Annotated in this window: 7 protein-coding genes and 3 pseudogenes; 7 read left to right on the top strand and 3 right to left on the bottom strand. The window is 66.4% G+C overall.

The window, feature by feature from the left end; translation table 11 throughout:
- Window positions 1–74: 74 nt before the first annotated feature.
- Entirely contained in the window at window positions 75–563 is a 489-nt protein-coding gene (locus AWC07_RS13370) for a hypothetical protein (RefSeq protein ID WP_036412318.1), read from the bottom strand.
- Window positions 564–652: 89 nt separating this feature from the next.
- Window positions 653–2,056, bottom strand: coding sequence for a WS/DGAT/MGAT family O-acyltransferase (locus AWC07_RS13365; RefSeq protein WP_036412316.1), 1,404 nt, complete (start codon window positions 2,054–2,056; stop codon window positions 653–655).
- A 107-nt stretch (window positions 2,057–2,163) separates the two neighbouring features.
- Here AWC07_RS13365 and AWC07_RS13360 point away from each other — a divergent pair.
- Both AWC07_RS13360 and ppsA read left to right on the top strand, forming a co-directional pair.
- Window positions 2,164–2,718, top strand: a pseudogene (locus AWC07_RS13360) (hypothetical protein); the annotation flags it as partial.
- 101 nt (window positions 2,719–2,819) lie between these two features.
- Entirely contained in the window at window positions 2,820–5,216 is a 2,397-nt protein-coding gene (gene ppsA / locus AWC07_RS13355) for a phosphoenolpyruvate synthase (RefSeq protein WP_036412312.1), read from the top strand.
- Between the two features lie 20 nt (window positions 5,217–5,236).
- On the opposite strand, the gene AWC07_RS13350 is transcribed toward ppsA, so the two are convergent.
- Window positions 5,237–6,373 carry a 6-phosphofructokinase gene (locus AWC07_RS13350; protein ID WP_036412320.1) on the bottom strand — a complete coding sequence of 379 codons (1,137 nt, stop codon included), beginning with the start codon at window positions 6,371–6,373 and terminating at the stop codon, window positions 5,237–5,239.
- A gap of 47 nt (window positions 6,374–6,420) precedes the next feature.
- Between AWC07_RS13350 and AWC07_RS13345 the strand changes: the two are divergent.
- The 5 genes and pseudogenes from AWC07_RS13345 to AWC07_RS13325 all read left to right on the top strand — a co-directional run.
- A pseudogene (locus AWC07_RS13345) lies at window positions 6,421–6,633 on the top strand (cytochrome P450); the annotation flags it as partial.
- Between the two features lie 209 nt (window positions 6,634–6,842).
- A complete protein-coding gene (locus AWC07_RS13340; protein ID WP_036412308.1) occupies window positions 6,843–8,228 on the top strand; it encodes an FAD-binding oxidoreductase in 1,386 nt (461 codons plus the stop codon).
- A 109-nt stretch (window positions 8,229–8,337) separates the two neighbouring features.
- Window positions 8,338–10,650 (top strand): annotated as a pseudogene (locus tag AWC07_RS13335) (GH92 family glycosyl hydrolase); the annotation flags it as partial.
- Between the two features lie 204 nt (window positions 10,651–10,854).
- Window positions 10,855–12,075 (top strand): threonine ammonia-lyase, encoded by a 1,221-nt coding sequence (ilvA, locus tag AWC07_RS13330; RefSeq protein WP_139829681.1) that lies wholly within the window; start codon window positions 10,855–10,857, stop codon window positions 12,073–12,075.
- A 181-nt stretch (window positions 12,076–12,256) separates the two neighbouring features.
- A complete protein-coding gene (locus AWC07_RS13325) occupies window positions 12,257–14,095 on the top strand; it encodes an AMP-dependent synthetase/ligase (RefSeq protein WP_036418006.1) in 1,839 nt (612 codons plus the stop codon).
- Window positions 14,096–14,105 lie beyond the last annotated feature (10 nt).

The following is a 14,105-nucleotide window of genomic DNA, read 5'->3' as shown; positions in this document are numbered from 1 at the left end:
GGGATGTGCGAGGCCCTCACCGCAATCGCAAGGCGACCGCGGGGCCGGATTGTCACCCACGAGATGCCCCGCCACTAGTCGGCCGGGGTAAACCGGACAACCGCCCACTTCAGTCGTTCGGCCGCCTCGGCGAACTCCTCGACTGAGGGTATGCGCTTGTCGCGGAACTTCAATCCGATGATGAGTTGCGCGCGCCTGACCCCATAGGACTCGGCGCAGCGGTGGACGAGATCGGCGACGGTCGCACGGTCTTCGATGAGTTCGCCGTGCATGGTCATCGGCTTGCCGTCATAGTAGATCTCGGCGGTGGCGCCGTTGCGGAAGTTGTTCTTCCATCGCATGCGGGTCAGGACGAAAAGACCGTCATCCAACCAGTGGGCACTTATCGGTATCGAATACCCGCGACCGGTCTTACGCCCCGTGAAGCTCAACACCATAAAGTGCTTACCCGCCGAACCCGCAAAAGGGGTACGCAGCAACCGGTTGACGAACGGGCGAACGATGGTGAGCGCGCGCTGCCCGCCGTCGCTGACACCTTCCACCGCATATGCTTGTTTAGCCATGCTAGATATTATATCGGCTAAGTTTCCGCCTCGCCACCGGAGCGCTTTCGCGGGCTACCTGGCCTTTGCGGTCCGGCAGCCCACCTAACTCACCCTGCAACACGCGGCTTGGGCCCGCGCCTGCCGCGCTGCGCGCGACTCACCTCGAGAAGCCGCGCCACCCCGTCCTCGATGCCCGCCGCCAGCGCTTCGATATCAGGCGCGGTGTCGTAGTCCGCCGTAATGCCGAAGACGAAATTGTCGGCGTAGCTGACCATCGCCACACCGGTGCGCAACTGCAGGGCGATCGGCGGGATCGGCAGGATTTCCAGCACCCGCCGGCCCATCAGCTTCTGTTCGCTCCGTGGACCGGGGACATTGGTGGCCAACCCGACAACCGCGCGCTGCGGCAGATGGCTGAGCAACCGAATCGTCCACGCCGAGAAGGCGAACGGGACGTTCCTCGCCGCCGAAACGACCGCACTGACTCCTTCACGTTGGCCGCTGCCTTTTGCCCGGGTGAGCCGACTGTGCACCAGCTGCAGCTGCTGCACCGGGTCCGCCTCGTCGACGGGCAGCAACGGCAGCATCGCCGAGACCTTGTTGTCGATCACGCTGAACTGGTTTACCCCCCGTACCGACACCGGCACCAGCGTGCGGAGCGAGTCGCGGCCGGGCTGTTCCCCGCGGTCCAGGATCAGCTTGCGGTAGCTGGCGGTGATTGCCGCCAGCGCAACGTCATTGAGCGTCACGCCGAACGCCTGGGCAACCTCGCGCAAGTCCGCCAACCGGACCCGGGCCGCATGGTAGCGACGCATCGCCGTGACCGGTCCGTGCAGCGACGACTCCGGTGCCGGGTTGAGCAGACTGCCCGCCAGTTCGGCTGCGCCCACCGCGACATGCTCGACAGCGGCGGCCGCGTCCAGCGCACCCCGCACCATCCCGCTCAGCCAGTTCACCGGGTTGAGGCCGACCTTCGGCAGGCCAAACCCATGCCGATCGGGTTCCTTGGCGGCGCGGATGTCGGTCGCGAAGGTGTCGCCGCCGCCGCCGTCGTTGAACTTCGCCAGCATCTGCGCGGTCGCGATCCCGTCGGCAATGCAGTGGTGCAGCTTGGTCAGCACCGCCCACCGGTCATCGCTGAGCCCCTCGATCATGAAGCAGTCCCATAGCGGGCGCTCGCGGTCAAGCCGGCGCTCCATCACGGTCGCGACCATCTCGAACAGTTCGGCGTCGCCGCCGGGGTGTGGCAGTGCCAGGCGGTGCAGATGCCGCGAGATATCGAAGTGTGGGTCATCGATCCATTCAGGCGGACCGAGGTCCAGCGGGCGTGTCCGCAGCAGCTGCTTGCAACGCGGAACCGCCGACGCCCGCTGCGTGAAGGCAGCGACGAATTCTTCGTAGGCCGGCGGCGGCCCTTCGATGATCGACAGCCCGCCAATCGCCAGACTCACATGCGGATCGGAGTCTTCGACCTCGAGAAAAGCAGCGTCAAGGGCGGTCAAATGCTCCATTCCGCTACTTTCCGCCGCTGCGCGCATCCCGATCAGAGTCGGAAGTCCTCACCTTGAGGGCCAAACGAAAGCAGCACAGCCGCACAACGAGTCATATCGTCAGCACCATGACGCCCGGTGATACCGATAAGCTCGCGCCCCGCGGCGACCTCACGGCCCTGCCCGACCTGCTGCACGGAGCGCAACACGCCGGCCCGATCCGCGACCGCCGCCCGGTCTACGTCGACCTGCTACCGCCGTGCAACGCCGAGTGCCCGGCCGGGGAGAACATCCAGGCCTGGCTTGCCGATGCCCGCGCCGGACGCCACGAGCAAGCGTGGCGCCGACTCGTCGCCATCCACCGCCGGGTTTGCTGCCACCCCTGCGAATCCTCCTGCAGCAGAGCGTATCTGGACGCGACCGTCGCCATCCACGCGGTGGAGCGGTTCCTCGGTGACACCGCCATGGACGCCACCCGCGTCGCCCGCCGCCCAGGCGCCGAGGACACCGTGATCATCTACCGGCGCACCGCAGCCCAGACGCCCTCCCACGCGCACGAGGTCCACGAGGCCGAACGCGAAGGCGTACGAATCAATTGGCTGCGCACCAGCGCCGCCTTCGACCACGACGAGCTTCAGGTCGAGCTGATGGAGCTCGACGAATCCGGCCGCCCTCAACCGACCAGGATTTCGAGGCCCGTGAACGCGCCGACTACGTCTGGGCATTGCGCAAAGCCAACAACGGACCCCACGACATCTAACTAACACGCAACCGGAGGAATATCATGAGCAAGTTCAACTACATTCGCTTCTTCGAAGAGTTCGGCATCGACGACGTCCCGCTCGTCGGCGGCAAGAACGCCTCGCTCGGCGAGATGTACCAGAAGCTGTCCGAGCAGGGCATCCGTGTCCCGCACGGGTTCGCCATCACCGCCCAGGCCTACAAACACATGCTGGACAGCGCCGGCGCCTGGGACGCGCTGCACGCCGAGCTCGACAATCTCGATCCGGACGACGTCACCGCACTGGCGCGCAAAGGCAAACGCGCCCGGGAAATCGTCTACGGCGCAGGGCTTCCCGACGACCTGGCGACCGAGATCGTGGCCGCCTACGGCACGCTTCAGGACGAGTACGGCGAGGATGTCAGTCTCGCGGTGCGCAGCTCGGCGACCGCCGAGGACCTGCCGACGGCCAGCTTCGCCGGCCAGCAGGAAACCTTTCTCAACATCACCGGCGCCGAGAGCCTGCTCGACGCCTGCCGCCGGTGTTTCGCCAGCCTGTTCACCGACCGGGCCATCCACTATCGCATCGACCAGGGCTTCGACCAGTTCAAGGTGTCGCTGTCGATCGGTGTGATGAAGATGGTCCGCTCCGACCTCGCCTCCTCCGGGGTGATGTTCACCATCGACACCGAATCCGGCTTCAACGACGTTGTTTTCGTCACCGGCGCCTACGGGCTGGGCGAGAACGTGGTGCAAGGCGCCGTCGACCCCGACGAGTTCTACGTCCACAAGCCGACTTATCTGGCCGGACACCGCGCCGTGCTGCGCCGCCTGATCGGTGACAAGGCGGTGAAGATGGTCTTCGTCGAGGGCGGGACGAAGCAGACAACCCGCAACATCCCCGCGCCGAAGGCCGACCGTGCTCGGTTCTGCATCACCGACGAGGACGTACTCGAACTGGCCGGCTACGCCTGCACCATCGAAGGGCATTACCGGCGCCCGATGGATATCGAGTGGGCCAAAGACGGTCTGGACGGCAAGCTTTACATCGTGCAGGCGCGCCCCGAGACGGCGGCCTCGCAACGCAGCCTGACGACCATAGAGACCTATGTGCTGGAAGGTAAAGGCGACATCCTCACCGAGGGCCGCTCCGTCGGCGAGAAGGTCGCGACGGGCGTTGCGAAACGGATCGACAACCTCGCGCGGCTGTCGGACTTCCGGCCCGGTCAGGTGTTGGTCGCCGACACGACCACGCCGGACTGGGAACCGGTCATGAAGACCGCCGCCGCTGTCGTCACCAACCGCGGCGGGCGCACCTGCCATGCGGCGATCATCGCGCGCGAGCTCGGCATCCCCGCCGTGGTCGGTGCCGGCGATGCCACCACGAGCGTCCCGGACGGCCAGCTCGTCACGGTGTCGTGTGTGGAAGGCGATACCGGGCGGGTGTACCGCGGCGAGGTGGGCTTCCACATCGACCGCACCGAGGTCGCCGACCTGGCGCGGCCACGAACCCAGATCATGATCAATCTGGGCAACCCCGATCTGGCTTTCAAGACCTCGTTCTTGCCCAACGACGGTGTGGGGCTGGCCCGAATGGAATTCATCGTCAGCGAATACATCAAGGTGCACCCGCTGGCCCTGCTGCATCCCGACAAGGTCGACGACCCGGAGGCGCGCCGGATGATCGATCGGCTCACCTACGGCTATGCCGACGGGGGCGAGTTCTTCGTCCAGCGGCTCTCGGAGGGCATCGGCACCATCGCGGCGGCCTTCTGGCCCAAGCCCGTGGTGGTGCGGATGTCGGACTTCAAGACCAACGAATACGCCAGCCTGATCGGCGGGAGCGGGTTCGAGCCGACCGAGAGTAACCCGATGCTCGGCTTCCGCGGGGCGTCGCGTTACGCACATCCGGCCTATGCCGAGGGTTTCGCGCTGGAGTGCCGTGCGATGCAACGGGTGCGTGAGGAGATGGGGCTGACCAACGTCGTCATCATGCTGCCGTTCGTGCGCCGCGTCGCCGAGGCCGACCTGGTGCTGGCGACGATGGCCGAACACGGTCTGCAGCGCGGCCACAACGGGCTCGAGGTGTATGCGATGTGCGAGATCCCGAACAACGTCATCCTGCTCGACGAGTTCGCCAAGCGCTTCGACGGTTTCTCCATCGGCTCCAACGATTTGACGCAGCTCACGCTCGGCGTCGACCGCGACAGCGAGATTGTGGCCTTCGACTACGACGAACGCGACGACGGTGTCAAGCAGATGATCCGGCTGGCCGTGGAAGGCTGTCGCCGCAACGGGATTCACTCGGGGCTGTGCGGGCAAGCGCCGTCGGATTACCCCGATATGGCCGAGTTTCTGGTGCGCATCGGTATCGACTCGATCAGCCTCAACCCCGATGTGGTGGTCAAGACCACCCGGCAGATCCTCGAGCTGGAGCAGCAGGTGGTGTCGCGGCAATGAACGTGGCCACCGCCGTCGGGTCATCCTCCGATCGCGCTATGGGTGGGCATTTCGTCTCCGAAGTTGATCCCCATATCGCGCGCGGTCAGGATCGAGTCGCAGTCGAGCGGGACCGTCTTCTGCCGGTGGGTGGCCTCGGCGAGTGGCACGTAGTCGACGGTCGGTGGATTCAGCGCCACCATGACACCGCTGTGCCCCTCGTCGAGAGCCCGTACGGCCGCGGCGCCGAAGCGCAGGCCGAGCAGGCGGTCGAACGAGGTCGGCGAGCCGCCCCGCAGCAAGTGGCCGAGCACCACCGTGCGTGCCTCCCGTCCCGTCATCCGTTCGAGCTCGGCGGCAACTTTGGCTCCGATGCCGCCAAGACGCTCCGCCTGCCCCACCGATTTGCCCACTATCGACACCTCTCCGCCGATGGGCCGGGCACCCTCGGCGACGCAGACGATGGAGAACTTCGCGCCGTGCCGTTCGCGGTCCCGGATCACCGCGGCCACCGGTTCGAGACTGAAGGGGATCTCCGGGATGAGGATCGCGTGCACTCCCGACGCCATGCCGGCGTTCAGGGCGATCCAGCCGGCGTAGCGGCCCATCACCTCCACCACGATGATGCGGCCGTGCGATGTCGCGGTGGTGAACAGCCGGTCGATGCATTCCGAGGCGAAGTCGACGGCGCTGTCGAAGCCGAATGTCGAGGTCGTCTTGTCCAGGTCGTTGTCGATCGTCTTGGGTACCCCGACCAGCCGCAGCCCCGCGTTGTGCAGGTGCTGGCCTATCGCCATCGATCCGTCGCCGCCGACCAGGATCAGGGCATCGATTCCGTGTTCCTCGAAGCGGCCCAACAGTTCTTGGGTGCGGTCCACCTCGATCCAGGTGCCGTCGGGCTGTTGCACCGGATAGGCGGTGGGGTTGCCGCGGTTGGTGGTACCGATGATGGTGCCGCCCTGGTGGATGATGCCGCGGACGCGGTCTCGGGTGAGCTCGATCAACCCGCCGTCGGGATAGGCGTCCGGCAACAACAACCCGTTGAGGCCGTCGCGGACCCCGACAACTTCCCAGTCGCGATTACGTGCGGCCAGGGTGGCCGCGTGGATGACGGCATTGAGCCCGGGCGCATCACCGCCACCAGTGCTGAGCGCAATCCGCTGTATCGAAGATCTCACGAGGCGCACCTTACGCCAGACCAGCTCTGGGGCGTGAGGTTCAAACCTTCGGCCTGGGACCACACCGATGCATCGGATCTCATCTGGCACGTCTGATGGCCGAGGTGATGGTCAGGGCGGTGCTCGACCGCATCCCCGGCTACCGGGTCGACCTGGACGGCGTCCACCAGTATCTGGGCAACCCGAGCATGACCGGGCTGGGCAAGCTGCCGGTCACCTTCACCCCCGCTCCGAGCCTGAACACCCAACGCCCGTGGTAATCGCCTGCCCACCAACGGAAATCGGGTTGAAGCGCGGACCTTTGGCGGCTGAGCCGTCAAGGACGGGCCGCGCCGGCCGCGCAACCTGCGCGCAGCGGCCAGGCAAGTTGACGCAGATTGCCCATGCGGCAGCCGCACCGCCTGCCTATCGGCCGCGGCCGGCTATAGAGTGAGTCGCTGTCCGGCACGGCAGAAACACGAGGCCTTCCATGAGTGACATCACAGCGCGACTGGTGGACATCGTCGGGAGCGCCAATGTGCTCACCGGCGACGCAATTCCCGACGACTATTCCCACGACGAGGAGTTAACGCAGCCGCCGCAGAAACCGGGTTACGTCGTCAAGCCGGCTACCGCAGAAGAAGTTTCGCACCTGCTGACGGCCGCCTCCGACCACCGCGTGCCGGTGACGGCACGCGGATCCGGGTGCGGCTTGTCGGGGGCGGCGCGGCCGTGCGAGGACGGCCTGCTGATCTCGTTCGAACGAATGAATCGGGTGCTGGAGTTGGACACCGCTAACCAGGTCGCCGTCGTCCAGCCCGGGGTGACGCTGACCGAACTGGACGCCGCGACCCTCGCTTCCGGGCTGGGCTACATGGTTCATCCGGGTGAGCTGTCGTCGAGCGTCGGCGGCAACGTCGGAACCAACGCCGGAGGTATGCGCGCGGTCAAGTACGGAATAGCTCGCCATAACGTGCTCGGGCTGCAGGCAGTGCTGCCGAGCGGCGAAATCATCCGAACCGGCGGCAAAATCGCCAAGGTGTCCACCGGCTACGACCTGACCCAGCTCATCGTCGGCTCGGAAGGAACGCTGGCCCTGGCCACCGAGGTGATCGTCAAGCTGCATCCACGGCTGGACCACAGCGCCAGCGTGCTGGCCCCGTTCGCCGACTTCGATCAAATCATGGCGGCGGTGCCCAAGATCGTCGCCAGCGGGCTGGCGCCCTACATCCTGGAATACATCGACAACCTGACAATGGCCGCGCTGGTGCACACGCAGAACCTGGAGCTGGGCATTCCGGATCAGGTGCGCGACAGCTGCCAAGCGTATCTTCTTGTGGCAGTGGAGAATCGCACCGCAGATCGACTGCTCGAGGATGTCGAGACGACCGGCGAGATGCTGGCCGAACTGGGAGCCATCGACGCCTACGTACTGGAAGGAAGCTCGGCGCGCAAGTTGATCGAGGCGCGCGAGAAGGCGTTTTGGGCGGCAAAAGCCGCGGGCGCCGACGACATCATCGACACCGTCGTGCCGCGCGCGTCGATGCCGAAGTTCCTCAGCGCCGCACGCGCTCTGGCGGCGACCGCGGGCGGCGCCGCGATCGGTTGCGGCCACGCCGGCGACGGCAACGTGCACCTGGCCATCATCTGTAAGGAGCCGGCCAAGAAGAAGCAGCTGATGACCGATATCTTTGCACTCGCAATGGAATTGGGCGGCGCCATCTCCGGCGAGCACGGCCTGGGCCACGCCAAGACCCCGTACTTCCTCCAGCTCGAAGACCCGGCCAAGATCGCGCTGATGCGCCGAATCAAGCAGAGCTTCGACCCTGCGGGCATCCTCAACCCCGGTATTCTCTTCCCCGCCGAAACGATGTGAGGCGGCCACACCTTGTTTGGGCTCACGGCCGCCGCAGCGACTCATCGACCATGCGCTGGCGCCGTCCGGTCCGTCCATCCATCTCGAGACGTCGAGAGGGTAGACAGCGATGCGCTCGGGTAGGCCGCTGGCCGCGCTGGTAGCGGCGATGATCGGCGCGATGCTGAGCGGTGCGCCACCGGCGGCGCACGCCGATCAACCCGCGTTCGTCGTGAACCCCATCAGCCACGTCGATACACTCATCGGCACCGGGACGGGTGGCGAAACGGTGGGCGAAATCAACGACTTCCCCGGGGCATCAGTGCCGTTCGGCATGGTGCAGTACTCGCCGGACACCACGGACACCTATGCCGGCTACGACCACGACAACGAGCGCTCGACCGGATTCAGCATGACCCACGCCTCAGTGGGCTGCGCTGCGTTCGGCGATATTTCGATGCTGCCGACCACCACCCCGATCGGCTCGCGGCCCTGGGACGATTGGGAGGAGATCGCCCACGACGGCACCGAGGTCGGCGTGCCCGGCTATTACACGGTGCGGTTCCCCGCCACCGGGGTGACCGCGGAACTGACCGCCACCACCCGCACCGGTGTCGGCAGGTTCAGCTATCCGGCCAATGGACAGCCGGCGCTGTTGCACGTGCGCTCCGGTGCGTCGCTGGCGGGCAACGACGCCGCGGCCATCCAGATCGGCCAGGACCACACCACGATCACCGGATCAGCGACCAGCGGCGGATTCTGCGGCAAGAACAACACCTACACGGTGTACTTCGCCATGAAGTTCAGCCAGCCGTTCACCTCGTATGGCACCTGGGACGGCGACGCGGTCTATCCCGGTGCCCGCAGCGCGGATTCGATCTACAGCGGGGGGTACGTGGAGTTCCCGGCCGGCTCGGTGCTTGAGGCGCGGACCGCGATTTCCTACGTCAGCGTCGACGGGGCGCGGGCCAACCTCGCGGCCGAGGGCGGACGGAGTTTCGACGAGGTGCGCGCCGCCGCATTAGCGCAGTGGAACGCCGCGCTGGCCCGCATCACGGTGGCCGGCGCCGACGGCGGCGACCTGCAAACCTTCTATACCTCGCTATACCGAACGTTGTTGCACCCCAACACGTTCAACGACGCGGACGGACGCTATATCGGATTCGACGGCAACATCCACACCGTGGCCGAGGGTCACACCCAGTACGCCAACTTCTCCGACTGGGACACCTACCGGTGCTTGGCGGCCCTGCAGGCACTGCTGTTCCCGGCGCAGGCCAGCGATATGGCCCAGTCGCTGGTGAACGACGCCGAGCAAAGCGGATCGCTTCCCCGTTGGGCCCTGGCCAATTCCGCGACCGGCGAGATGACCGGAGACAACGTGGTGCCGCTCATTGTGAACCTCTACACCTTCGGAGCCAGAGACTTCGACGTCAAAACGGCGCTGCGCTACATGGTCAGCGGAGCCACCCACGGCGGTGTCGGGCGGGGCGGCTACGTGGAGCGGCCCGGAATCGCCACCTACCTGGAGCGCGGCTACGCACCCCAGACGGACGAGTTCCGCGCCGACCACAACATCGTCGGCGCCTCGATCACGCTGGAGTGGTCGGTCGACGACTTCACCATCTCCCGGTTCGCCGACGCGCTCGGCGACACCGTGACCGCTGCCGAGTTCCAGAACCGGGCGCAGTACTGGCAGAACCTGTTCAATCCGGCCACCGGTTACCTCTCGCCCCGCAACTCCGACGGCGCGTTCCCCCTCGGGCCCGGCTTCGTGGAGCCTCTCTGGGGCTTCGGCCAGGACGGATACGACGAGGGCAACGCCGAGCAATACCTGTGGTTGGTGCCGCAGAATGTTGCCGGGCTGGTGGCCGCTCTCGGCGGCCGCCAGGCCGCGGCCGACCGGCTCGACCGTTTCCTGACGGAACTCAATGCGGGCCCCAACAGGCCGTTTATGTGGGCCGGCAACGAACCGGACTTCGGGGTGCCCTGGCTGTACAACTACGTCGCTCAACCGTGGAAGACCCAGGAGACGGTCAACCGGGTGCGCAGCGAACTATTCGGCCCCCGACCGGACGGCGAGCCGGGCAACGACGACCTCGGCGCGCAGTCCAGCTGGTACGTCTGGGCCGCGCTCGGCCTGTTCCCGAGCACCCCGGGCACGCCGGTCCTCACCGTGAACACACCGCTGTTCGATCGCGCGCAGGTATCGATCCCGGGCGGCAAAACCATCCGGATCATCGCCCCGGGCGCGTCCGGACGCAGCGGCCTGAAGTACATCAACGGCCTCAGCGTCGACGGCCGGGCCACCGATCAGACATTCCTTCCGGAGTCGTTCATCCGCACCGGCGGCGACGTGACGTTCTCGCTGTCCGCCACCCCCAACACGGTCTGGGGCACTGCGGAGTCCGCCGCGCCACCGTCGTTCGGCCCAGCGGCTGCGCCGTCACAGTAGCGGTCGTGAGGTCGCACGGTCGGGTCCCCGAACCCAACAGCGCCGGACGGGGTCGCACAGCCGGGTTACGCCCGCCCGAAGTCGCAACGCGAGCGACACGTCTAACCTTGGCCTGTCCCCGACGACGGAGCCAACGATGAATGCCGATCACATCATGATCCAGCGCCGGCTGGCCGAGCTGCGAGTCCAGCCGTGGAGCTGCTGACCCTCGACCAGATCAATGCGGCGGCGGAACTGCTGAAGCCGGTGGTGCGGCCGACCCCGGTCGTCGCGTCGCGAATACTCTCGGACTGCATGGGCCAACAGGTGTGGCTCAAATGCGAGAACCTGCAACGCACTGGGTCGTTCAAGGCCCGTGGGGCCTACAACCGGATCGCCAATCTCAGCGTCGAGGACCGGGCTCGTGGTGTGGTGGCGGCCAGCGCCGGCAACCATGCGCAGGGCGTCGCTTGGGCCGCGACCGAGCTCGGGATCACCTCGACGGTGTTCATGCCGGTCACTGTCGCGCTCCCAAAGCTGGCGGCCACCAAGGCTTACGGTGCGCAGGTTCACCTGATCGGCGATACGATCGACGACGCCTTGGTAGCGGCGCGCGAATATGCGGAGCAGCACGACGCGGTGTTGATCCACCCGTTCGATCACGCCGATGTCATCGCCGGCCAGGCCACCGTCGGGCTGGAAATCCTGCAGCAGATCCCCGATGTCGCCACCATCGTGGTGCCCACCGGCGGCGGCGGCCTGGTGGCCGGAATAGCCACGGCGGCACACTTTCTGGCGCCACAGGTCCGGGTCATCGGAGTGCAGGCCGCGAATGCGGCAGCCTGGCCGGCATCGCTGGCCGCCAAGCATCCGGTGCGCTTGGAGTCGATGTCGACGATGGCCGACGGCATCGCCGTCGCCTCACCCGGGCCAATTCCTTTCGCCCACGTCCGGACATTCGTCAACTCGATTCAGACGGTCAGCGAAGAGGCGCTGTCGCGCGCGCTATTGCTGTGCATAGAGCGGGTGAAACTCATCGTCGAACCGGCCGGGGCGGCAGCCGTGGCAGCGGTGATGACATCGGCACCCGAACCCGAGGCACACGGCCCCGTTTGCGCGGTGTTGTCCGGAGGCAACATCGACCCGCTGGTGTTGACCCACGTGATCACCCATGGCCTGCGCGCCGCCGGCCGCTACCTCGCGGTCAAGGTCACCATCCCGGACCGACCCGGCGGGCTCAGCAGGCTGCTCGGCGTGGTCAGCGCGACCGGCGCCAGCGTCCTTGACGTGGTGCACGTCCGTACCGCGCGCAAACTGGCGCTGGATGAAGTCGAGGTGCGGCTTACCCTCGAAACCCGCGGTCCAGCACACCGCGAGGAGGTATTGGAGGCGCTGATCGGAGCCGGATTCGCCGTCTGCGTCGAGGACGCCTAGCCAGCGCGGCTCCGCCCGCGGATCCACCATGGCGTCCGCGATGAGGACGAACGGCCCTACTCCCGGCGCAAGAAGCGAGAAAAACTCCGTGACAACCGACGTAAGCGGAGATTCGCCGGTGGGTATACGGAAGCGAGAGGCGACTCCCGTGAGTCTCGTGGTCGAAGGAGCAGACAGGAAAATGGCCAACGGCGATCCGACGGCGATTCGGCACCCCAGCGGGGCATTGGTGTCCACGCTGCCACAGGCCTTCCAGCAGACTGCGGCCCTCAAGCCCGACGCGGTGGCCATCCGCACGACCGGCGACGCCGTGGTCCTGACCTGGCGCCAATACGCCGATCGGGTACGCAAGATCGCCGCCGGACTGGCCGCACTCGGCGTCCAACACAGCCACACGGTCGGTCTCATGCTGCGCAACCGCCCGGAGTTTCATTTGGCCGACACTGCCGCTATGCACCTGGGCGCGATCCCGTTCTCGATCTACAACACCTCGGCGCCCGAACAGATCCGGTACTTGTTCACCAATGCCGAGAACGCGGTCGTCTTCACCGAAAAAGACTTCCTGCCCACCATCAGGGCGGCCGGCGCCGACCTCGCGCACCTGGTGGTCGTCGACGCCGATATCGACGGCTGCCACACCCTTGCAAATATCGAATCGTTAGGAGACAAAGCCGATTTCGATTTCGATTCGGCGTGGACGTCGGTACGACCGGACGATGTCGCAACACTGATCTACACCTCGGGGACCACCGGTCCGCCCAAGGGGGTCGAGCTCACCCACGCCAACGTGATGGCCGAGTTCGCGGCCATCGTCGACCTCCTTGACCTGCGCCCAGACGATCGGATCACCTCATACCTGCCGCATGCCCACATCGCCGACCGGGTGACCGGGCACTACGCCAACATGGTCCTGGGGGTGCCGATGACCGACGTCGCCGACCCCAGGGCGATCGCGCAGGCCCTGCCGGATGCTCGTCCCACGGTGTGGCTCGGGGTGCCGCGGGTGTGGCACAAGATCAAGGTCGGGATCGAGACGAAGCTCGACACGGAGGCGACCGGGCTCAAGCGGCGGTTGGCGCTATGGGCCATCGACACCGGCGTGCGCGCCGCCAGCCAGATGCTGGCCGGCAAATCCGTGTCCCCGTCGCTTGCCCTGCGCCACAAGATCGCCGACCGTCTCGTGCTGGCCAAGGTGCGCGCCGCGCTCGGCCTGGACCACTTGCGCTGGGGAGTGACCGGGGCCGCCGCCATCCCGGTCGAAACGATCGAATTCTTCTGGGGCCTAGGCATTCCCGTCTACGAAGTGTGGGGCGAGTCGGAGTGTGTGGGCGGCGCGACCTCCAACCGGCCCGGCGCGAATAAGGTCGGCTCGGTCGGAAAGGCCTTGCGCAACGTCGAAATCTCGCTGGCCGACGACGACGAACTGCTCATCCGTGGACCGATTGTGATGCGCGGCTACCGAAAGCAGCCCGAGAAGACCGCCGAAGCGATCGACGCCGACGGCTGGTTGCATACCGGCGACATCGGCACCATCGACGAACAGGGCTTCGTCACGATCGTCGACCGTAAGAAAGAGCTGATCGTCAACGAATCCGGGAAGAACCTCTCCCCCACCAACATCGAGATGGCTATCCAGGAGACGTCTCCGCTGATCGACCAGGTGGTGGCCATCGGTGATGCCCGGCCTTACGTGACAGCGCTCATCGTCCTCGAGAGTGAGGCTGCCGCCGCCCAGGCCGCCGCTTTCGGCATGGCCGACCACTCGGTCGCCGCCTTCGCGCAACGCCCCGAGGCCGGGGAGATGCTTGCCGCCGCTGTCCGCGAGGGGAACGCCAAGCTTTCCCGCGTCGAGCAGATCAAGCGGTTCGTCATCGTCGGCACCCCGTGGGAACCGGGCGGGGACGAACTGACCCCGACGATGAAGCTCAAGCGCAGGCCGATCGCCGAGAAATATTCCGCCGAGATCGACAAGCTGTATGCGAAGACGCCCGGACCGGACATCGTCAACTTGGCTGACTAGCCTGCAGTCG

Source organism: Mycobacterium gastri, assembly GCF_002102175.1.
In the GTDB taxonomy this organism is placed as follows: Bacteria; Actinomycetota; Actinomycetes; order Mycobacteriales; family Mycobacteriaceae; genus Mycobacterium; species Mycobacterium gastri.
This window is presented reverse-complemented; position numbering and strand designations above follow the sequence as displayed.